This is a genomic window from Geodermatophilus sp. SYSU D00697, from assembly GCF_054050175.1.
Genome location: NZ_JBJGYV010000017.1, coordinates 91949 through 112028, shown reverse-complemented (window position 1 = coordinate 112028; position 20080 = coordinate 91949). Strand labels below are relative to the sequence as shown.

Genomic DNA, 20080 nt, shown 5'->3' with positions numbered 1-20080 from the left:
CGAGCCGGGGGCGGGGGCCCGCCCCCCCGGACCCCCCCCCCCCCCACTCGGGGGGGGGGCGCGCGGGGGCCCCCCCCCCCCCCCCCCCCCACGGTCACGTCCGCCTCAGGCGCCGCGCAGCTCCTCCAGGATCGGCGCGGCGACCTTGAAGGCGTGGTTGGCCGCGGGCACCCCGGCGTAGACCGCGGAGTGCTGGATGACCTCGGCGATCTCCTCGTCGGTCAGCCCGTTGTTCTTCGCCGCGCGCACGTGCAGGGCGAACTCGTCCCAGTGCCGCAGCGCGATGGTGATCGACAGGGTCATCAGGCTGCGGTCCCGCCGGGCCAGGCCCGGCCGCTGCCAGACGTCCCCCCAGGCCACGCGGGTGATGAAGTCCTGGAAGTCGGCGGTGAACGGCGTGGTGTTGGCCACCGCGCGGTCGACCCACGCGTCGCCGAGCACCTGCCGGCGGGTCCGCATCCCCGCCTCGCGGCGGGCGTCGTCGGTGCTGGGCAGGTCGCTCATCGGGGGTCTCCGTCGAGGTGGGCGAGCAGCGCGCCGGTGACCTCCAGCGGCGACTCCAGGTTGGCCAGGTGGGCGCCGGGGCTCACCGACACCAGCTCGGCGCCCGGGATCCCCTCCGCGATCGCCCGCTGGTGGTCCGGCGGCAGCGCGGGGTCCTCGGCCCCGGACACCACCAGCGTCGGGGCGCCGATGCGGCCCAGCTCCTCCCGCAGGTCCAGGTGCGCGACCACCTCGCAGCAGGCGGCGTAGCCCTCGTCGTCCGCACCGGCGATCATCGCCTCGAGCCGGGCCACCAGGTCCGGCTGCGCGGCCGCGAAGGACGGCGTCAGCCAGCGGCTCACCACGGCCGGCGCCAGCGGGGCGGTGCCGCCGGAGCGGGCGGCGGCCGCCCGGTCGAGGAAGCCCTGCGGCTCGGTCTTCGCCGACGTGCACAGCAGGGCGATGCGCCCCACCCGGTCGGGCTCCCGCGCGGCCAGCCGCATCACGGTCATGCCACCCAGCGAGAGCCCGGCCACGTGCGCCCGCCGCACGCCGAGCCGGTCCAGCAGCGCGACGACGTCGTCCACCAGGTCGTCGAGGCGGTACGGGCCGGCAGGTGCCGGCGAGCTGCCGTGCCCCCGGGTGTCGTAGGTGACCACGCGGAAGCGCTCGGCCAGCGCCGGCACCTGCGGGTCCCACATGGCGCGGGTGGCGCCCAGGGAGTTGGAGAGGACGACGACCGGCGCGTCGCGCGGCCCGTCCTCGGTGTACGAGACCTCGACAGCAGTCACGGCTTCCCTTCGGTCAGTCGGGCGTGTTCGGCGAGCGCGGCGTCCACCTGGGCGCCGGCCTCCCCCACGGCCGGGGCCGCGGCGGCCAGGACGGCAGCGGGGTCCACGTCGGTGCGCGCGGCCACCACCTCGGCCAGCGGCCGGCCGGTGTCACGGGCCTCGCGGACGGCGGTCGCCGCGGCGTCGTGGGCCGGGCCCCTCCCCAGGCCGGGCGCGAGCGCGTCGGCGAGCGCGCCGGCCAGCGGGCCCTCGTTGGCCGCGGCGACGGTCGCGGCCATGCGCGCGACGTCGGGACGCAGGCCGCGCAGGCTCTCGGCCAGCCAGGCCGCGGCCGACCCGACGGTGGTGAGCAGTTCGGTGAGCGAGGGCCACTCGCTGTGCCAGGCGCCGGCGGCCCGTTCGTGCTCCTGCTCCATGGCGCCGAGCAGGGTGGCGACCAGGCCGGGGGCGCGCCGGGCGCACGCGCGGGCGGAGATGGCCGCGACCGGGTTGCGCTTGTGCGGCATCGCCGACGAGCCGCCGCGCCCCTCCCCCACCTCGGCCACCTCGGCGACCTCGGACTGGGCGAGCAGGACGACGTCGACGGCGACCGTGGCCACCGCGCCGGCGGCGGCCCCGAGGGCGCCGGCCAGGTCGGCGATCGGCAGCCGGACGGTGTGCCACGGGACGGCGGTGGTCACCAGCCCCAGCTCGTCGGCCAGCGCCGCGCGCACGGCGACCCCGGCCCCCTCGCTGGCCGCCAGCGTGCCGACCGCGCCGCCGTACTGCACCGGCAGCGAGGCGACCACCTCGGCCAGGCGCAGCCGCGCCCCGTCGAGACCGGCCAGCCAGCCGGCCGCCTTCAGGCCGAACGTCGTGGGCAGGCCCTGCTGCATCAGGGTGCGGCCCATGACCACGTCGTCCCGGTGGGTGCGCGCCAGCCCGGCCGCGGTCTGCGCGGCCGCCGCCAGGTCGGCATCGATCGCCGCGACGGCGTCGCGGGCGAGCAGCACCAGGGCGGTGTCCAGCACGTCCTGGCTGGTGCCGCCCACGTGGACGGCGACGGCGTCGCGCTCCCCCACCGCGTCCTGCACCGCCCGCACCAGCGGCGGGACCGGGTTGCCCGCGTCGGCGGCCTTCGCCACGACGGTGGCCAGGTCCAGCCGGGACGGGTCGGCGCAGGCGGCAGTGACCGCGTCGGCAGCCGTCGTCGGCACCAGCCCGCTGCGCGCCGCGGCGCGGGCGAGGGCCGCCTCCACGTCGAGCAGCGCCCGGAACCAGGCGTCGTCGGAGACGGCGGCCGCCGCCGCGCCGCGGGCGAACGTGCCGGCGAACAGAGCTGTCACGGCTGTGTTCATACCGTGCGGCTCCACACCCAGGCCGCTCACACCGCGAAGAAGACCGTCTCCGCGTCGCCCTGCAGGTGCACGTCGAAGGAGTACCCGTCCTCGGTCCGCCGGGCGATCAGGGTCCCCCGCCGGTCCTCGGGGACCGACTTCAGCACGGCGTCCTCGGCGTTGGCCTCGGCCTCGTCCTCGAAGTAGATGCGGGTGACCACCCGGTCGAGCAGGCCGCGGGCGAAGACGCTGACGTCGATGTGCGGCGCCTGCAGGCCGCCCTCGCCGTCGGGCAGCCGGCCCGGCTTGAGCGTGTGCAGCGCGAACTCGCCGGGCGGGTGGACCGTCTGCACCCGGGCGTAGCCGCGGAAGCCCGGGTAGGACGACGCGCCGCGGGGGTCCTCGGGCGACGGGAAGCCGCCGTCCGGGTCGGCCTGCCAGGTCTCGATCATCGCGTCGGGGACGAGGTCACCGGCGCCGTCGAAGACCCGCCCGCGGATCCAGATGCCGCCCTCGGTCCCCTCGGCGGCGGCCCACGCGCCGTCCGACCACGTCAGCCCGATCGCCAGGTAGGGCCCGACCGTCGCGCTCGGCGTGGAGCCCAGCCGCAGCGGCCCGGTGAGGAAGCCGGTGCCGCGCTGCCCCGAGCGCGGCTGGAAGGGCGTGGTGGGGTCCGGTGGGACGTCCAGCGGGTCCACGATCTGGGTCACGCGACACCTCCTGCGCGATTCCGCGCCTCGATCCGCTCCTCGCTCGATGCCACCGGTCGCCTCCGCGGTCGCTCCGCTCCTCGGTCGCTGGCGCTCGCTGCGATGCCCACTCCCTGTCGGCTCCCGCCTCGCTGCGATGCTCCCTCGGCTGTCATCACGCGACATCTCCGTCGTCGTCGGTCTCGAACGGGGTCTGGTCCCTGCCGCGCAGCACGATGTCCCACTCGAAGGCCAGCGCCCAGTTGTCCTGGGTCCGCTCGAGGCTGTACTGGCTGATCGCCCGGTGGCGCGCCGCGGCCGGGATGGAGTTGTAGATCGGGTCCTGCTCGAACAGCGGGTCGCCCGGGAAGTACATCTGGGTGACCAGCCGCTGGGTGAAGGCGCGGCCGAAGAGGCTGAAGTGGATGTGCGCCGGACGCCAGGCGTTGTGGTGGTTGCCCCACGGATAGGCGCCGGGCTTGATCGTCATGAACTCGTAGCGGCCCAGGCTGTCGGTGACCACCCGGCCGAGGCCGTCGAAGTGGGGGTCGAGCGGCGCGGGCCAGTTGTCGACGACGTGCCGGTAGCGGCCGGCCGCGTTCGCCTGCCACACCTCGACCAGCGCGTCGGGCACCGGGCGGCCGTCGCTGTCGAGCACCCGCCCGAAGACGAGGATCCGCTGGCCGATCGCCTCGCCGCCGTTGCGGTAGGTCAGGTCGGCGTCCTGCTGCTGGACGCGGTCCTCCCCCAGCACCGGGCCGGTGATCTCGGTCAGCCGCTGGGGCAGGTCGACCGGCGTCCGCAACGGCGCCCGGAGCCCGGTGCTCCGGTAGTCGGGGAAGCCGACGGGAGTGCGCAGCGAGGGGTCCTCGCGCAGGTAGCGCGGCAGGTGCAGCCGGCTCTCGGATGTGGTCCCGGTCATGCTGGGACGGTACGACCGGCGGGCTAGGCTGCCCAAGCCGGGACTTCCGGCCAGTAGAAGGAGGGGGCCGTGGCCGGAGGAGGCGCGACACCGGGGCGGTCGGTCACCTCGCGGGCGCTGGCGGTGCTCGACGCGTTCAGCAGCAGCGCGCCGCACCTCACGCTGTCGGAGATCGCCGAGCGCTCGGGAACGCCGCTGTCGACCGCCCACCGGCTGCTCGCCGAGCTCACCGACTGGGGGGCGCTGCAGCGGCGGGCCGACGGTCGCTACGAGATCGGCCGCAAGCTGTGGGACCTCGGGCTGCTCGCGCCGGTGCAGCTGGAGCTGCGGCAGGTGGCCGCACCGTTCCTGCTCGACGTGCACACCGCGACCCGAGACACCGTCCACCTCGCCGTGCGGGAGGGGCGCAGCGCGCTCTACGTCGAGCGCATCTCCGGCCGGGAGTCGGTCCCCGTGGTGAGCCAGGTGGGCAGCCGGCTGCCGCTGCACGCCACCGGGGTCGGCAAGGTGCTGCTGGCCAACGCGCCGGTCGACGTGGTCGAGGGGGTCCTGCGCTCGCTCACCCGGGAGACCCGGCACACCGTCGTCGACCCCGCCCGGCTGCGCCGCGAGCTCGGCGAGGTGCGCCGCCGCGGGTACGCGCGCACCGCCGAGGAGATGTCGCTGGGCACGCTCTCGGTCGCCGTCCCGGTCTCCGCCGAGCGGGCCGGCACGCCCGTGGCCGTGGCCGCGCTGGGCGTGGTGGCGCCCAGCCACCGACGGGACCTCGCCCGCCTGGTGCCGGTGCTGGAGGTGGCCGCGCGGGGCATCGGCCGCGAGCTGTCGCGAGCCCAGCGTTTCCACTGAGCGGCAACGAGCGGTTCCCAGGTACACGTACCGCCGGTCACACTCGGCCCGTGCGTACTCAGGTGGGGATCATCGGCGCCGGCCCGGCCGGCCTGCTGCTGTCGCGGCTGCTGCAACTGCAGGGCATCGACTCGGTCGTGCTGGAGAACCGGTCGCGGGAGTACGTGGAGGCCCGCATCCGCGCCGGCATCCTCGAGCAGCACACCGTCGACACGCTCACCGCGGCGGGCGTCGGTGACCGGCTGCAGCGCGAGGGCCTCGAGCACCGCGGCATCTACCTGCAGTACCCCGGCACCCGCCACAAGCTGGACTTCCCGGAGCTGTGCGGGCGCACGGTCTGGGTGTACGGGCAGACCGAGGTCACCAAGGACCTCATCAGGGCCCAGCTTGACGGCGGCCCGCCGCTGCTGTTCGAGGTGTCCGACGTGCGCCCCGAGGACGTCGACACCGACAGCCCCCGGATCCGGTTCGTCGACGCCGACGGCGCCGAGCAGGTGCTCGAGTGCGACGTCATCGCCGGGACCGACGGCTTCCACGGCGTCTCCCGCCCGGTGGTGCAGGCGGCCGGCGGGCGGGTGTGGGAGCGCACCTACCCCTACGCGTGGCTGGGCATCCTGGCCGACGCCGCGCCGGCGACCGACGAGCTGATCTACGCCTGGCACCCCGACGGCTTCGCGCTCTACTCGATGCGCTCGCCGAAGGTCTCGCGGCTGTACCTGCAGGTCGACCCCACCGAGAAGATCGAGGACTGGTCGGACGACCGGATCTGGGAGGGCCTCGCGACGCGGTTCGGGCACGAGGGCTGGGAGATCAACACCGGGACGGTGACCGAGAAGTCGATCCTGCCGATGCGCTCGTTCGTCAGCGCCCCGATGCGCCGCGGCCGGCTGTTCCTGGCCGGGGACGCCGCGCACATCGTGCCGCCGACCGGCGCCAAGGGGCTCAACCTCGCCGTCGCCGACGTCACCCTGCTCGCCTCGGCACTGGTGCGGCTGCTGCAGGAGAAGCAGACCGACCTGGTCGACTCCTACTCCGACCGCGCGCTGGCCCGCGTCTGGCGGTGCACCCACTTCTCCTGGTTCATGACCTCGATGCTGCACCGCTCCGGGGACGACTTCGACGCCGAGCTGCAGCTCTCGCAGCTGCGCCGGATCGCGGCGTCCGAGCCCGCCGCCCGCGAGCTCGCGGAGAACTACACCGGTCTCCCGCTCGAGCTCTGACCCGAGGGGGGCGCGGGGTCAGCGGCCGGCGTCGAGCAGGGTGAGGACGGCGGCCGCGGTGCCCGGCGCCAGCGGCAGGTGCGGGAGCACGGCGGGCAGCTCGTCGGGCTCGATCCCCTCGGCCAGCAGCGCGGCGAGCACCCGGGCGGCGTCCCGCGCCCCGACCGGCCCGTCCAGTCCCGCCTCCGCCAACGCCGCGCGGGCGAGGAACACCGCGCCCGAGGCGGCCGGGTCCTCCCGGCTCCGCGGCGGCGCGGACGGCGCGGCCTGCCGGGTCAGCGCCTCGGCGGCCCGGACCAGCGACAGGGGCAGGCCCTCGGCCTCCACCTCCAGCAGCGGGACGTCGGCCAGCGCGGCCAGCACCGCGTGCTCGGCCTCGGTCCGCAACGGCGCCTCCCACCCACCGGCCCGGACGACGGCGACCAGGTCGCGGCCGTCCTCCCCGAGGTCGTCGAGCAGCTCGGCCCACTCCGGTCCGCGGGTGGCCCGCGCGCGCTCGGCGGCCAGCACACAGGTGGCCAGCACGAACGGCTCCACGACCTCGGTGTCGAACCGGTCGGCGTAGACCACGCCGTCGGCGTCCACCGCGTTGAGAGCGTCGCGGAAGGTGCCCGGCCGCGCGTCGCCGAGCTCGAGCCGGCCGTCCTCCTCGCCACTGAGCGCCTGCCCGCGGGCGAGCCGGTCGCCGTTGGTGCCGCCGGTCTCGACCAGCCGCCCGCGGCGCCGCTCGTGGTGCGGCCGGTCGGAGATGCCGACGCTCCAGGCGCAGGTCTCGGCGATGAGCGCGGGCACCCGCTCGCGCAGCACCTCCCGGGTCAGCTGGCCCATCCAGTCCACGTCGAACACGCCCCGAGAGTGCCCCCGCGGGCCCCACCGTGCACGTGGCCTCAGCCGAAGAGGCCGTCCAGGAAGGACTGCTTGCGCTTGCCGCCGTGCCCGGACGACGAGGTCTTCTTCCCCTGCACCTGGTTGAGCACCTCGCCGACGACCGCACCGAGCCCACCGGAGCCGGCTCCGTAGCCGCCGGAGCCGGTCGAGTGGCCGGAGCCGGTCGAGTGGCCGGACGTGCCGTGCGCCGCGCTGCCGTGCCCGGACGACGTCCGGCCGTGCCAGTCGTTCTCCGCGTCGATGAGCCGGTCCAGCTCACCCCGGTCGAGGAAGATGCCGCGGCAGTCCGAGCACTGGTCGACGTGCACGCCGTTGCGCTCGTAGGTCCGCATCGCGCCGTGGCACTTCGGGCAGATCAGCTCCATGGCGCGGCAACGACCGACCCGCCGGGACGGGTTCCCCGTCGCGGCCCGCCGCCGTCCCGACGCGCCGGGACCGCGGTCGCCCCGGGAGCTACCGGCCGGTAGCTCGTGTGGGATCGTCGGGGTGACCCACCTGCGAGACGGCGGTGCTGCCGTCAGGAGAGAGGCCCGATGCGGTTGCAGCTGTCCCCGGAGCTGGAGGCGTTCCGGGAGGAGATGCGGACGTTCTTCACGACCGAGGTCCCCCAGGAGATCCGCGACACCGTCGCCGCCCGCCGGCACGTGTCCAAGGACCAGTACGTCCAGACCCAGCGGATCCTCAACGCCGCGGGGCTGGCCGTCCCCCACTGGCCGGTGGAGTGGGGCGGCAAGGACTGGACGCCGCTGCAGCGCCACATCTGGCGCGAGGAGATGCAGCTGGCCTGCGTCCCCGAGCCGCTGGCCTTCAACGCCGGCATGATCGGCCCGGTCATCGCCGCCTTCGGCAACCAGGAGCAGAAGGAGCGCTTCCTGCCGGCGACGGCGAACCTCGACATCTGGTGGTGCCAGGGCTTCTCCGAGCCCGACGCCGGGTCCGACCTCGCCTCGCTGCGCACCACCGCGGTCCGGGACGGCGACGACTGGGTCGTCAACGGCCAGAAGACGTGGACGACGCTGGGCCAGCACGCCGACTGGATCTTCTGCCTGGTCCGCACCGACCCCACCGCGGAGAAGAAGCAGCGCGGCATCTCGCTGCTGGTCTTCCCGATGGACACCCCCGGGGTCACGCTGCGGCCGATCGAGCTCGTCGACGGCAGCTTCGAGGTCAACGAGGTCTTCTTCGAGGACGTCCGCGTCCCGGCGGAGAACCTCATCGGCGAGGAGAACCGCGGCTGGGACTACGCGAAGTTCCTGCTCGGCAACGAGCGGGTGGGCATCGCCCGCGTCGGCGCCACCAAGCGGCTGCTGGCCCAGGCCAAGGAGTACGCGCGGGAGGTCACCGTCGACGGCCGGCCGCTCGCCGACGACCCGCGGATGGCCGGCCGCATCGCCGAGCTGGAGAACGACCTGCTCGCCCTGGAGCTGACCGCGCTGCGCGTGGTCGCGCACTCCTCCGACGGCCGGCCGCACCCAGCGTCCTCGGTGCTCAAGCTCCGCGGGTCGGAGCTGCAGCAGGCCGCCACCGAGCTGGTCGTCGACATCGCCGGCCCGCTCTCGGTCGCCTCCTTCGCCGACGAGGGGTCCGACGTGCCCGACTGGGCCCGCGTGGCGACCCCGGAGTACCTGAACCACCGCAAGGTCTCCATCTACGGAGGCTCCAACGAGGTGCAGCGCACCATCATCGCCGGCACGATCCTGGGGCTGTGAGGTAACCGTGGACTTCACCTTCGACAGCGAGCAGAACGACCTGCGGGAGGCCGTGCGCGGCCTGCTGGAGCGCGCCTACGGCGACAGCGAGGCCCGCCGCAGGGTCGTGGCCCAGGACCCGGGCTTCGACGAGAAGACCTGGTCGCGGATGGCGGAGATGGGCCTGCTCGGCCTGCCCTTCGCCGAGGATCACGGCGGCATGGGCGCCGGGCCGATCGAGGTGGCGATCGTCGCCGAGGAGATCGGGCGGGTGCTCGCGCCCGAGCCCTTCGTCGAGACGGTCGTGCTGGCCGGCGGGCTGGTCGCCGCCGTCGGCACCGACGCGCAGCGGGGCGAGGTCCTGGCCGGCATCGCCGAGGGGACCTCGCTGGCCGCGTTCGCGCACGCCGAGCCCGGCACCCGGTGGAGCCCGTCCGCGGCGGCGGTCACCGCCACCGAGGACGGTGGCACCTGGCGGCTCACCGGCGTCAAGGAGCCGGTGCCCGGCGGCGCGCGGGCCGACGTCCTGGTGGTGTCGGCTCGGCCGACCGGGGACGGGGCCTCCGGCGGCACCGCGCTGTTCCTCGTCCGCGGCGACGCCGAGGGCCTGACCCGCACCGGCTACCGCACCCACGACGGCGGCCGCGCCGCGCGCGTGGCGTTCGACGGCACCCCCGCCGAGCTGCTCGGGGAGGGGACCGGCGACCGGACCGCGGACGTCGAGAAGGCGCTCGCCGCGGCCCGCATCGCCTACAGCCACGAGGCGGTCGGCGCGATGGACACCGCGCTGCGGACCACGGCCGAGTACCTCAGGACCCGCAAGCAGTTCGGCGTGACGCTGAGCAAGTTCCAGGCGCTGACCTTCCGGGCGGCGGACATGTACGTCTCCCTGGAGCTGGCCCGCAGCACCGCGCTGTGGGCGGCGATGGTGGCCGACGCCGGCGGGGACGTCGTCGCCGCGGCCGACCGCGTGCGGCTGCAGACCAGCCGCGCCGGCCGGCACATCGGCAAGGAGGCCATCCAGCTGCACGGCGGCATCGGGGTGACCGCGGAGTACACGGTCGGCCACTACACGAGCCGGCTCACCGCGATCGACCACCTGCTCGGCGACGGCGACTGGGCGCTGGCCCGGCTCGCCGCCGGCGTCACCGACCACGAGACGGTCGACCCGATCGGCGCTCCCTACACCGGCTGACGAGCAGGGCCGGCGTCCCCCAGGGGGCGCCGGCCCCGGTGTGGCCCACCTGCCCGGGGCAGGTGTCCTCCCTCAGCCCAGCATCGCCAGGCGGAGCTCCTCGGCCCCGGCGGTGACCTTCTCGGCCACCGCCGGGACGGCGTCCTCCCGCAGCAGGCCGCCGGTGACCTGCTCCACCGGCACCGGCTGGTACCCCTCCGCGGTCAGCCGCGAGGCGATCTCCAGCGCGCCGCGCAGCAGGGCCCCCTCGTCGGCGGCGAGGTCGTCGACGGCGATCAGCGGGGCCACCATGCTCGCCGGGAAGCCCCACTGGTCCAGCGCCACCGCGGTCAGCCGGAAGGCGTGGATGCCGTACCGGTGGACCTCCCCGGCGCGGCGACCGGCGATGGTCGCCTCGGCCGCGACCAGCTCGCCGTAGCCGTCGGGGTCGTTGTGGTGGAGCAGGGCGATCCCCAGCGGCGCGAGCAGGCCCAGGCAGAGCGCGTCCTGCGGCCGCTCGCCGAACCGCGGCGCCAGCGTGGAGGCGGCCAGCGCGACGCTCGTGCTGCGCCGCCAGAAGTCCTCGGGCAGCCGCGACTCGTCGTCCAGGTCGGTCAGCGCCACGGTGGCCATGGTCCGCACGGTCGTGAAGCCGATGACGGTCACCGCGAACTGCAGCGAGGTCACCCGCCCGCGCATGCCGAAGTAGGCGGAGTTGGCCAGCTTCATCACCCGGCCGGCCAGCGCGACGTCCGCGGCGAGGGTCTCGGCCAGCACCTTGGCGCTGGTGTCGTCGGAGTTGGCCGCGGAGACGATGTGTGCGGCGACCGGCTTCTGCGCGGCCATGGTGTCGATGCTGGCGAGCACCGCCTCCAGGTCGAAGGTCGGTGCGGCGGCCAGGGTGGCGGGCACGTCGGCTCCCGGGAGGACGAGACGGGCGGGGGTCATCGGGTGTGCGCGGCGAACCACGCGGCGGTCCGGTGGCCGGTCATCGGCGCGGCGAGGCTGAAGCCCTGCAGGAACCCGGCCCCGAGGGAGGCGAGCTCCGCGGCCTGCTCGGCGGTCTCCACCCCCTCGGCCACGGTCGACAGGCCCAGGTTCTTGGCCAGGGCGATGACCGCCGAGGCGATCTCGGTGTGGCCGTGCGCCAGCTCGGCGACGAACGAGCGGTCCACCTTGAGGCAGTCCACCGGCAGGTGCCGCAGGTGGGCCAGGGACGAGTAGCCGGTGCCGAAGTCGTCGATCGCCAGCTGGACGCCGAGCTCGCGCAGCTGGCCGAGCACCTCGCGGGCCGAGGCGGGGTCCTTCATCAGGGCCGACTCGGTGATCTCGATGGACAGCCGGGACGGGGCCAGCCCGTGCCGCTCCAGCGCCGCGACCACGTGGCCGTGCAGGTTGTCGTCCAGCTGCAGCGCCGAGACGTTGACGTTGGCCCGCCGCGGGGCGGCCGGGCCCAGCAGCCGGTCCCACTCCGCGAGCTGCCGGCAGGTCTCGTCGAGGACCAGCAGGCCCAGCCCACCGATCAGCCCGCTCTCCTCGGCCAGGGCCACGAACGTCGCCGGGCTGATCGGGCCCCGCTCGGAGTGGTCCCAGCGGGCCAGCGACTCGACCGCGACCGAGCTGCCGTCGACGGCGCTGAAGATCGGCTGGTACAGGAGGGTGATCTCCCGGCGCTCGATGGCCTCGCGGAGCTCGACGACCAGCCGCAGCTTGTCCCGGGCCTCGGCACGCGCCTGCTGGTCGAGCACGGTGATCCGGCCCTTGCCGCCGGCCTTGGCCTGGTACATGGCGATGTCGCAGTCGCGGATCAGCTCCTCCGCGGCGGTGTGCTCGGCGGTCTGCACGGTGACCCCCACGCTGGCGTGCGGTCGGACGTCGACCCCGCCCAGCTTCACCGGCTCGGTCAGCACGGCACCGATCCGCTCGGCCAGCGCGACCGCGTCGTCCTCCCCCACGTCCTCGCAGACGACCACGAACTCGTCGCCACCGAACCGCGCCACCAGGTCGACGGGGCGCACCGTCGCGCGCAGCCGGGCGGCGATCTCCACCAGCAGCTCGTCGCCGGCGGCGTGCCCCAGCGAGTCGTTGACGACCTTGAAGTTGTCCAGGTCCAGGAACAGGCAGGCCAGGCCGCTGCCGCCCGGCGTGAACCGCGCGGCGACGTGGTCGGCCAGCAGCGTCCGGTTGGGCAGCCCGGTCAGCGGGTCGTGGTTGGCCTGGTGGGCCAGCCGCGCCTCGAAGGCCAGCCGGTCGGTGATGTCCTCGATCGTGCCGACGAAGCCCGCGCCCACGCCGGGGGTGAACAGGTGCGCGAAGCGGATGACCGTCGTCCGCTCGGTGCCGTCCTCGCGGACCAGGCGCGCCTGCGCCTCGCCGTCCCCGCCGCCGAGGACGGCGACCACCTGCTCGATCACCGCGTCGAGGTCCTCCGGGTGCACCGTGGCCATCCAGCCGGTGCCCAGGAGCTGCTCGGCCTGCAGGCCGACGAGGCTGCAGAAGGCGTCGTTCACGTGCGCGAGCCGCATGCCCTGCTCCGAGAGCAGGGTCGGGATGGGCGAGCGCTCGGTGAGCGTGGCGAAGCGCTGCTCGTGGGCGTCGGCGGTCGCGCGCAGCGCCCGCTCCTGCTCGTTGGACGTCGGCACCAGCCGCAGGGTCCACATCCGGCCCGACGGCGAGGGCGTGCACACCACGAGCGTGTCGACCAGGGCGCCGCTGGCGGTCCGGACCGGCAGGTTCATGCGGGCGGCCCGCTCGCGGCGCAGCAGGAGCTTGATCTCCCCGCCACGCAGGGTGGGGACCAGGGTGGCGACCGGCAGCGACCGCAGGTCGGCCAGGCCGAGGCCGAGCAGCTGCGTGGCGCCCTCGTTGCCCCAGGTGACGCGGGGGGTGCCACCGACCAGTTCGGCCACGAGGAGGACGAGGGTGTCGCTCACCGCGGCGCCGTAGAAGATCGACGAGACGATCTCCGGTGAGACCACCGGCTCGGCAGGCACCGTCGTCGCTGACACGCTCACCCCTTCATCCCGCACCCGCGGGGACCCCGGGCGCGCCGCCGGGCGGTCCCGGCTCACGGATGAGTACGGCAGCGGGGGCGGGCGGCTACAGCCGACGGCGGCGTGCCCTCACCCGCACGGGTGGGGGCCTGCGCCCCGCGGAGGTGGCGCGCCACCCCGCGGCTGCGGTCGGTCACCGGCCGCCGCAGGGCGGTGCGGCGCCGTCCGGGGGCGCGGGAGCGGGGAGGAACGGCATGATCGGCCCCGGCTGCGCCACCACGCACGCCGTCCCGGTGTGCCCGCCGAACCGGCGGGCCCACCCGTACCTCGCACCGGATGCCCCGTCGACGACGCCGGGGCCGACCCGCCAGGAGGAGTGGACGTGCTCATCGGAGTGCCCAGGGAGACCCGTCCCGGGGAGACACGGGTTGCCGCGACGCCGGCGACGGTGCGGCAGCTCACCGCGCTCGGCTACGCCGTGGTCGTCGAGGCCGGGGCCGGGCGGGCGGCCAGCTTCCCCGACGAGGCCTACGCCGACGCCGGCGCGCGGCTGGTGGGGACGGCAGCCGAGGCGTGGGGCGCCGACGTCGTCCTGCACGTCGCCCGGCCGCGGGCAGGAGAGATCGACCTGCTCCGGGACGGCGCGGTGCTGATCAGCCAGCTGACCCCCGCCCTCGACCCCGACCTGGTCGCCACGCTGGCCGCCCGGCCGGTCACCGCGCTGGCGGTCGACGCGGTCCCCCGGATCTCCCGCGCGCAGTCGCTGGACGTGCTGTCCTCGATGGCCAACGTCGCCGGCTACCGGGCCGTGGTCGAGGCCGCGCACGCGTTCGGCAGGTTCTTCACCGGGCAGGTCACCGCCGCGGGCAAGGTCCCGCCGGCCACGGTGCTGGTCGCCGGCGCCGGTGTGGCAGGGCTGGCGGCGATCGGCACGGCCAGCAGCCTCGGCGCGATCGTGCGGGCCACCGACGTCCGGCCCGAGGTCGCCGAGCAGATCGCCTCCATGGGGGGTGAGTACGTCGGTGTGCCGGCCGACGACCAGCAGGCCGGCGGCACGGGCTACGCCGGTGTGACGTCCGAGGACTACGACCGCCGGGCGGCGCAGATGTACGCCGAGCAGGTCCGCGAGGTCGACATCGTCATCACCACCGCGTTGATCCCCGGCCGGCCGGCGCCGCGGCTGATCACCGAGGAGATGGTGGCGAGCATGCGGCCGGGCAGCGTGATCGTGGACATGGCCGCCGCGCAGGGCGGCAACGTCGCGGGCTCGGTCCCCGACGAGGTGGTGGTGACGCCCAACGGCGTGACGGTCATCGGCTACACCGACCTGCCCGGCCGGCTGCCCGGGCAGTCCTCGCAGCTGTACGGCACCAACCTGGTCAACCTGGTGAAGCTGCTGACCCCGGGGAAGGACGGGCAGCTGGTCCTCGACCTCGACGACGTCGTCCAGCGGGCGATGACCGTCGTCCGGGACGGCGAGGTCCTCTGGCCGCCCCCGCCGGTGCAGGTGTCGGCGGCACCTCCCCCCGCGCCGGCCCCCCGCGCGGACACCCCCGCACCGGCGGAGCGGCCGCCGGCCTCCCGCACCCGGACCCCGCTGCTGGTGGGCGGCGCCGCGGTGGCGCTGTTCCTCGTCACGGCGTTCTCGCCCGGCCAGCTGATCGGCAACCTCACCGTGTTCGCGCTGTCGATCGTCGTCGGCTTCTACGTCATCGGGAACGTGCACCACGCGCTGCACACGCCGCTGATGAGCGTCACCAACGCGATCTCCGGGATCATCGTGGTCGGGGCCCTGCTGCAGATCGGCCACACGAGCACGCTGGTCAGCGTGCTGGCGGTCATCGCGGTCCTGGTGGCCAGCATCAACGTCTTCGGCGGCTTCGCCGTGACCCGCCGCATGCTCGGCATGTTCACGCGAGGCCGGGCATGAGCGCGTCCTCCGCCGCCGCGGCGGCCTACATCGTCGCCGGCCTGCTGTTCGTCCTCAGCCTGGCCGGGCTGTCCAGGCACGAGACGGCCAAGCGCGGCAACGCCTACGGCATCGCCGGCATGGCCGTCGCCCTGGTCGCCACCATCGGGCTGGCCGCCCGCAGCGTCGGGGCCGCCGCGATCGCCGCCATCGCCGTCGCGATGGTCATCGGCGCGGCCCTCGGCCTGTGGCGGGCCCGCAGCGTGCAGATGACCGGCATGCCCGAGCTGATCGCGATGCTGCACAGCTTCGTCGGCCTGGCGGCGGTGCTGGTCGGGTGGAACGGCTACCTGTCGGTCGAGCGGGCGGGCACCGGACAGACCGAGGTGCCCGCCGACCTGCTCGGCATCCACTCCGCCGAGGTGGTCATCGGCGTCTTCATCGGCGCGGTCACCTTCACCGGCTCCATCGTCGCCTTCCTCAAGCTCTCGGCCCGCATCAGGAGCAACCCGCTGATGCTGCCGGGCCGCAACGCGCTCAACCTCGGCGCTCTGGTCGCCTTCGCCGGGCTGACCGTCGCCTTCGTCGCCGCACCGGGCCTCGCCGTCCTCGCCGTCGTCACGGTGCTGGCCCTGGCGCTGGGCTGGCACCTGGTCGCCTCCATCGGCGGCGGCGACATGCCGGTCGTCGTCTCGATGCTCAACAGCTACTCGGGGTGGGCGGCCGCGGCGTCGGGCTTCCTGCTCGACAACGACCTGCTGATCATCACCGGTGCACTGGTCGGCTCCTCCGGTGCCTACCTCTCCTACATCATGTGCCGGGCGATGAACCGGTCGTTCCTGTCGGTCATCGCCGGCGGCTTCGGCAACGAGGGCAGCACCGCCGCCGGCGTGGAGGGCGAGCACATCGAGATCACCGCCGAGGAGACCGCCGAACTGCTCCGGGACGCGGAGTCGGTGGTCATCACGCCGGGCTACGGGATGGCGGTCGCGCACGCGCAGGGGCCGGTCGCCGAGCTCACCCGCAGGCTCACCGACAAGGGGGTGCGGGTCCGCTTCGGCATCCACCCGGTCGCCGGCCGGCTGCCCGGCCACATGAACGTGCTGCTGGCCGAGGCGAAGGTCCCCTACGACATCGTCCTGGAGATGGACGAGATCAACGACGACTTCCCCGAGACCTCCGTCGTCCTGGTCATCGGGGCCAACGACACGGTCAACCCGGCCGCGCTCGAGGACCCGGGCAGCCCGATCGCCGGCATGCCCGTCCTCGCGGTCTGGGAGGCCGAGCACGTCGTCGTCTTCAAGCGCTCGATGAACACCGGCTACGCCGGCGTCCAGAACCCGCTGTTCTTCCGGGACAACACCCGGATGCTGTTCGGCGACGCCCGGGAGCGGGTCGAGGACATCCTCCGCGCGCTGTGACCCCGGAGACTGTCTCCCGGGCGGCCCAGGGCCTACCGTGGATCCGTGCGCTCCTCGGGGCCGGTCCTCGAGCCGGTCGACACCGGCCCGGCCGACCACGTCTGCTGGGTCCACGACGACGCCGAGTCCCTCGCCGAGGGGGCCCGCCGCTTCCTGGCCGGCGGGCTGGCCCGTGGCGAGCGCCTGCTCTACGTCGGTCCGGAGGACGGCATCGCCCGGCTCCGCAGCGCTCCGGGCCCGCTCGGCCCGCTGGCGGACCTCGAGGCCGACGGCCGGCTGAGCCTGCTGTCCCTCGCCGACGCCTACAGCCGCCTCGGCCACTTCGTGCCCGAGCGGCAGCTGGCCTTCTACGAGCAGGCCACCCGGCGGGCGATCGAGGACGGCTGCTCCGGCCTGCGGGTCGTCGCCGAGCTGACCGCGCTGGCCGCCGATCCCGCCACCCGGGACGAGCTCGCCCGGTGGGAGCACCTGGCCGACGACTTCATGGCGGCGGGCAGCGGGATGTCCGCCCTGTGCGCCTACCGCCGCGACGGACTGGACGCCGAGGCGCTCGCCGCGGTCGCGAGCGTGCACCCGCAGGTGCGCGTCCCCGACGGCGTGGCGCCCGACGACGTCGCGCCGTTCCGGGTCTTCTGCGACGAGGACCGGGTGGTCGTGGCCGGCAGCGTCGACGCCTTCAGCGCCGACCGCCTCCACCGGGTCCTGGCCGCCTCCCCCGCCGACGCCCGCGACCTGGCCACCCTGGACCTCGCGGGGCTGCTGTTCGCCGACGCGGCCGGCTGCCGGGCGATCGCCTCCTGGGCCCAGGACCGCCTGCGCCGCGGACGGCGCGTCGCCCTGGTCGAGACCACGCCGATGTTCGCCCGGGTGTGGCGGCTGCTGGGGTACGACGCGCTGGCGGCGGTCACGCCGGGGAGTGCCACCGCGTGAACGCGGCCTCGGGCTTCCTGCACGAGACGGTCACCTACCGCGGCGACGAGGGCTTCCTCGACGGCGTGCTCGGGTTCGTGCGCGAGGGGCTGGACCGCGACGAGGACGTCGTGGTCGTCGAGCCACGCCGGCGGCTGGACCTGCTGCGCGACGCCCTCGGGTCCGACGCGGCCGGGGTGGAGCTGCTCGACATGACCGAGGTCGGCGCCAACCCCGGCCGGATCATCGCCGTCTGGGCCCGGGTCCTCGCCCGGGCCGTCCGTGCCGGGCGCGTGCTGCGCGGGGTGGGCGAGCCGGCCCACCCGAGCCGGTCGCCGGCCGAGCTCGCCGAGTGCGAGCTGCACGAGCTGCTGCTCGACGAGGCCTTCGGTGCCGGGCCCGGCTGGCGGCTGCTGTGCCCCTACGACGCGGGGGGCCTGCCGCCGGCGGTGTGCGCCCGCGCCCTGAGCACCCACCCGTACCGGTCCGGCCCGGACGGGCCCGAGCCCAGCGGCGAGCGCCGGCTGACCGTGGCCGAGCTCGTGGAAGCCCCGCTGCCCCCGCCGGCCGAGGTGGTCCTGCGCGGCGGGTTCCGCGAGGCGGACCTGCCCGCCGTGCGCCGCACCGTCGCGACGTACGCGCGCTCCTGCGGTCTGCCCGGCGAGCGCGTGGAGGCGCTGGCCCTGGCCGCGTCGGAGCTGGCCACCAACAGCGTGCGGCACGGCGGGGGCGGCGGGACCCTGGCGATGTGGCGCGAGCCCCGCGCCGCCGTCATCGAGTTCACCGACGCCGGGCGGCTGACCGATCCGCTGGTCGGCCGGCGGCTCCCCGACCCCACCCGGCCGGGCGGGCACGGGGTCTACCTGGTGCACCAGCTGTGCGACCTCGTCCAGCTGCGCAGCACCTCGCGGGGGACGACGGTCCGCGTCACCACCTGGCTCTGACCCCGCCACCGCCCGCACCGGCGGTTGCGCCGGCGCCCCGCGTCCCCGACCGTTGCGGCGTGGACCCCTTCCGCAGCCTGGGCATGCCGCGCATCCCCGGACTGTCCGAGCTCATCGCCCAGCTGCAGGCGCAGACGGAGGCCCTGGCCCAGCTGCCGCGGACGATGACCGACCTGAACACGGCTGTTCGCGATCTCATCGCCGCCACCACCGTCGCCACCGAGACGATCGCCTCCGCCCAGCGCACCGCCGAGCGGCTGGAGACCCTCGTCGAGGAGCTGGAGGAGCCGGTCCGGTCGCTGCGGCCCGGGCTGGAGCGGGTGGGCAAGGTGCTCGACGACCCGGTCATCGACACCGTCCCCGACACCCTGCGGCGGATCTCCGAGGACCTGCTGCCCCTGATCCACACCCTGCGCCAGGCCACCACGCGGCTCGGGTCGGTCACCGGCGTCCTGCGCCGCCGGGGGCGCCCCGAGGAGGCCGGGGACGCGCCGCCGGAGGCCTGAGCCGCTCAGCCGCCGTCCCGTTCGAGGAGGAACGCGTACGGCTCGGGCAGGCCGCGCATATCCATCAGGCCCAGCAGCAGGCCGGGCGTGACCAGGCGGAAGGCGTCGATGACCGGCAGCCGGTCGTAGACCAGCGCGCTGGTGGCCACGCCGCGGTGCGTGACCACCCGCACCCGGGCGGCCGGGCGGCCGGTGCGCAGCAGCGGGCGGACCGCGGCGAACGCGACCCGGGCGGCGCGGCTCCGGGCCGCCCCGGGCGCCCGGCGCAGCAGCGCCAGCGGGGCGAGGGCCGGGTCGACCGGCCGGGGGAGGCCGTCCGGGCCGGCGAACAGCAGCGGGTGGACGGTCTCGGCGTCGAGGACCTCCTTGCCCCACCAGCCGTGGACCGCGAGCAGCCCGTCCAGCCGCGAGCCGGTGGGCAGCTCGGCGCCCCGCCAACGGCCGACCAGGGTCTCGGGGTCCACCGCGGGCAGCCGGTCGGCGAAGGCCAGGACGTCGGCCGGCGCCGCGCCGCCCCGGTGGCGGGTCAGCCAGCAGACGGCGTCGTCGCTCAAGACCAGCGCCCCGGCTGCTGCAGGCCCGCGGGGAGCACCGTCGCGGCGTCCCCGACGGCCGCCGCCACCTGCGGGCGGGTGAGGAACAGCGCGCCGGCCAGGTCGGCGCCCCGCAGGTCCGCGGCGCGCAGGTCGGCCCCGAGCAGGTCGGCGGTCCGCAGGTCGGCGCCCCGGAGGTCGGCGCCGATCAGGTACGCGCCCCGCAGGCTCACGCCGCGGAGGTCGGCACGGCGCAGGTCGGCGCCCACCAGGTCGGCGTCGCGACGGTCCCGCGCTCCCCGGCGGCGGACGCCGGACCGGGCCAGCTCGCTCACCGACGTCAGCAGCGCCCCGGCCTCCTGCCGCAGCGCGCCGGTGTCGACGGCGGCCAGCTCGTCGGGTCCCGCCGCGGTGAGCCGCTCGGCGCGCTCGTGCGCGGCGGTGAGCTCGCGGCGCAGCGGCGCCGCGGCCGCCAGGGCGAGGGCCTCGGTGAGGTACCAGAGCAGCTCGTGCAGCTGGCGCTGCACGCCGAACGCGGTGAACACCGCGTCGGCGACCTCGGGACCCTCGCGCCAGTCGCGACCACCGAAGGTGACCTGCACGGTCTGCTGGCCCGCCCCGAAGCAGTCGAACACCGTGCACCCGGGGAACCCCCGCTGGCGCAGGTCGGCGTGGATCTCGCAGCGGGAGTCGCCCTGCAGGTGCGGGCAGGCCCGGCCGGCGGGCTTGTCGAGCGCGAAGTCGGCCGACGCGGTGAACGCGGGCGCGACGCAGCACAGCCCCGCACAGCGGGCGCAGTCGGCCCGCAGCCGTGCCCGGCCGTCGGCAGCGGGGTCGGGCACGACGTC

At 75.4% G+C, this 20080-nt stretch carries 20 protein-coding genes; 9 read left to right on the top strand and 11 right to left on the bottom strand.

The genetic code is table 11. The features are described 5' to 3' along the window. Positions 1 to 105: 105 nt before the first annotated feature. The 5 genes from pcaC to pcaH all read right to left on the bottom strand — a co-directional run bounded on the left by pcaC (position 106) and on the right by pcaH (position 4201). Positions 106 to 504: a 4-carboxymuconolactone decarboxylase gene (gene pcaC / locus ACI79C_RS16060; RefSeq protein WP_456946666.1), complete on the bottom strand. Its 399-nt coding sequence runs from the start codon at positions 502 to 504 to the stop codon at positions 106 to 108. Next, on the bottom strand, positions 501 to 1274 hold the full coding sequence (pcaD, locus tag ACI79C_RS16055) for a 3-oxoadipate enol-lactonase (protein WP_456946665.1): 774 nt from the start codon (positions 1272 to 1274) through the stop codon (positions 501 to 503). The genes pcaC and pcaD overlap by 4 nt, the downstream gene beginning before the upstream one ends. After that, positions 1271 to 2599, bottom strand: coding sequence for a 3-carboxy-cis,cis-muconate cycloisomerase (gene pcaB, locus ACI79C_RS16050; protein ID WP_456946664.1), 1329 nt, complete (start codon positions 2597 to 2599; stop codon positions 1271 to 1273). The genes pcaD and pcaB overlap by 4 nt, the downstream gene beginning before the upstream one ends. 38 nt (positions 2600 to 2637) lie before the next feature. Then, on the bottom strand, positions 2638 to 3300 hold the full coding sequence (pcaG, locus tag ACI79C_RS16045; protein WP_456946663.1) for a protocatechuate 3,4-dioxygenase subunit alpha: 663 nt from the start codon (positions 3298 to 3300) through the stop codon (positions 2638 to 2640). Positions 3301 to 3454: 154 nt separating this feature from the next. Continuing rightward, complete coding sequence (gene pcaH / locus ACI79C_RS16040; protein ID WP_456946662.1) at positions 3455 to 4201, bottom strand: protocatechuate 3,4-dioxygenase subunit beta; 747 nt, start codon at positions 4199 to 4201, stop codon at positions 3455 to 3457. A gap of 69 nt (positions 4202 to 4270) precedes the next feature. Between pcaH and ACI79C_RS16035 the strand changes: the two genes are divergently transcribed. Next, a complete protein-coding gene (locus tag ACI79C_RS16035; protein WP_456946661.1) occupies positions 4271 to 5047 on the top strand; it encodes an IclR family transcriptional regulator in 777 nt (258 codons plus the stop codon). A 50-nt stretch (positions 5048 to 5097) separates the two neighbouring features. Then, positions 5098 to 6267, top strand: a complete 1170-nt coding sequence (locus ACI79C_RS16030; protein WP_456946660.1) for a 4-hydroxybenzoate 3-monooxygenase — start codon at positions 5098 to 5100, stop codon at positions 6265 to 6267. 18 nt (positions 6268 to 6285) lie between these two features. On the opposite strand, the gene ACI79C_RS16025 is transcribed toward ACI79C_RS16030, so the two are convergent. Next, complete coding sequence (locus ACI79C_RS16025) at positions 6286 to 7113, bottom strand: hypothetical protein (protein WP_456946659.1); 828 nt, start codon at positions 7111 to 7113, stop codon at positions 6286 to 6288. 41 nt (positions 7114 to 7154) lie between these two features. Next, positions 7155 to 7520: a TFIIB-type zinc ribbon-containing protein gene (locus ACI79C_RS16020; protein WP_456946658.1), complete on the bottom strand. Its 366-nt coding sequence runs from the start codon at positions 7518 to 7520 to the stop codon at positions 7155 to 7157. A 168-nt stretch (positions 7521 to 7688) separates the two neighbouring features. On the opposite strand from ACI79C_RS16020, the gene ACI79C_RS16015 reads away from it, so the two are divergent. Further along, the gene (locus tag ACI79C_RS16015) at positions 7689 to 8864 is read left to right on the top strand and encodes an acyl-CoA dehydrogenase family protein (RefSeq protein ID WP_456946657.1); all 1176 of its coding nucleotides are present in this window, start codon (positions 7689 to 7691) and stop codon (positions 8862 to 8864) included. Positions 8865 to 8871: 7 nt separating this feature from the next. Further along, on the top strand, positions 8872 to 10038 hold the full coding sequence (locus tag ACI79C_RS16010) for an acyl-CoA dehydrogenase family protein (protein WP_456946656.1): 1167 nt from the start codon (positions 8872 to 8874) through the stop codon (positions 10036 to 10038). A gap of 72 nt (positions 10039 to 10110) precedes the next feature. Here ACI79C_RS16010 and ACI79C_RS16005 read toward each other — a convergent pair whose 3' ends face one another. Further along, positions 10111 to 10929 carry an HDOD domain-containing protein gene (locus ACI79C_RS16005; RefSeq protein WP_456946655.1) on the bottom strand — a complete coding sequence of 273 codons (819 nt, stop codon included), beginning with the start codon at positions 10927 to 10929 and terminating at the stop codon, positions 10111 to 10113. A 32-nt stretch (positions 10930 to 10961) separates the two neighbouring features. Continuing rightward, positions 10962 to 13031, bottom strand: a complete 2070-nt coding sequence (locus ACI79C_RS16000; protein ID WP_456946654.1) for a putative bifunctional diguanylate cyclase/phosphodiesterase — start codon at positions 13029 to 13031, stop codon at positions 10962 to 10964. Positions 13032 to 13392: 361 nt separating this feature from the next. Between ACI79C_RS16000 and ACI79C_RS15995 the strand changes: the two genes are divergently transcribed. Genes ACI79C_RS15995 through ACI79C_RS15975 form a run of 5 tightly spaced genes read left to right on the top strand, consistent with a single transcriptional unit; the run spans position 13393 to position 18699 of the window. Then, on the top strand, positions 13393 to 14940 hold the full coding sequence (locus ACI79C_RS15995) for a Re/Si-specific NAD(P)(+) transhydrogenase subunit alpha (RefSeq protein ID WP_456946653.1): 1548 nt from the start codon (positions 13393 to 13395) through the stop codon (positions 14938 to 14940). Beyond that, complete coding sequence (gene pntB / locus ACI79C_RS15990; RefSeq protein ID WP_456946652.1) at positions 14937 to 16340, top strand: Re/Si-specific NAD(P)(+) transhydrogenase subunit beta; 1404 nt, start codon at positions 14937 to 14939, stop codon at positions 16338 to 16340. The genes ACI79C_RS15995 and pntB overlap by 4 nt, the downstream gene beginning before the upstream one ends. Positions 16341 to 16385: 45 nt before the next feature. After that, a complete protein-coding gene (locus tag ACI79C_RS15985) occupies positions 16386 to 17270 on the top strand; it encodes an MEDS domain-containing protein (protein WP_456946651.1) in 885 nt (294 codons plus the stop codon). After that, complete coding sequence (locus ACI79C_RS15980) at positions 17267 to 18193, top strand: anti-sigma factor RsbA family regulatory protein (protein WP_456946650.1); 927 nt, start codon at positions 17267 to 17269, stop codon at positions 18191 to 18193. Before ACI79C_RS15985 ends, ACI79C_RS15980 begins: the two co-directional genes overlap by 4 nt. 59 nt (positions 18194 to 18252) lie before the next feature. Then, positions 18253 to 18699 carry a hypothetical protein gene (locus ACI79C_RS15975; protein WP_456946649.1) on the top strand — a complete coding sequence of 149 codons (447 nt, stop codon included), beginning with the start codon at positions 18253 to 18255 and terminating at the stop codon, positions 18697 to 18699. A gap of 5 nt (positions 18700 to 18704) precedes the next feature. Here the strand turns inward: ACI79C_RS15975 and ACI79C_RS15970 are convergent, their stop codons facing one another. Further along, complete coding sequence (locus ACI79C_RS15970) at positions 18705 to 19253, bottom strand: GXWXG domain-containing protein (protein WP_456946648.1); 549 nt, start codon at positions 19251 to 19253, stop codon at positions 18705 to 18707. Further along, positions 19250 to 20074 carry a pentapeptide repeat-containing protein gene (locus ACI79C_RS15965; protein WP_456946647.1) on the bottom strand — a complete coding sequence of 275 codons (825 nt, stop codon included), beginning with the start codon at positions 20072 to 20074 and terminating at the stop codon, positions 19250 to 19252. Before ACI79C_RS15965 ends, ACI79C_RS15970 begins: the two co-directional genes overlap by 4 nt. Positions 20075 to 20080 lie beyond the last annotated feature (6 nt).